1 protein-coding gene is annotated in these 439 nt (G+C 53.3%); it reads left to right on the forward strand.

Going from position 1 to position 439, the window contains the following annotated elements:
- Positions 1-77 precede the first annotated feature (77 nt).
- The gene (locus tag QWL29_RS26605) at positions 78-263 is read left to right on the forward strand and encodes an H-NS histone family protein (RefSeq protein ID WP_441295522.1); all 186 of its coding nucleotides are present in this window, start codon (positions 78-80) and stop codon (positions 261-263) included.
- Positions 264-439 lie beyond the last annotated feature (176 nt).

A 439-nucleotide genomic window follows, 5' to 3' on the forward strand; every position in this document is an offset into this window, starting at 1 on the left:
AGCGGCCAGCTACGAATGGGTACATGATCCCACGAGTCTAAACACTTAATGATGCCCGTCGAAAAGTTCGTGAGCTCATGGATGCGCACAAGCTGTCGCCATCCGACTTTGCCGAGCCAAACAAGAAGGCAAAGCAGTCAGAGAAAAAAGGCATGGTTCAGGCTAAGTATCGCGACCCGGACTCCGGAGCAACTTGGACGGGCCGCGGCCGGGCACCACGTTGGCTCAACGGTCGAGACAAAGAAAAATTCCTCATCAAATAACAGGTAGTTGCGTCCTGATAAATTGAGATGGCTGTCGGTTTAACAGCGGCACACTCAGTCATTTACAGTCATTAGAGCAACAGCTCCTGCTGCTTGCTGCCTCACTGATGGCCTTCAACTCCGCAGTCACTTTGAACCGCCCCGGCTTTCGTGGAGGCCGGTTAGTGTGAGTCAGG

The organism is Massilia brevitalea, from assembly GCF_030711405.1.
Taxonomy (GTDB): Bacteria; Pseudomonadota; Gammaproteobacteria; order Burkholderiales; family Burkholderiaceae_D; genus Telluria; species Telluria brevitalea.

Bases quoted from the DNA above. Each gene is read 5' to 3' on its own strand.
- QWL29_RS26605 (WP_441295522.1), top strand. From the start codon at position 78: ATGGATGCGCACAAGCTGTCGCCATCCGACTTTGCCGAGCCAAACAAG.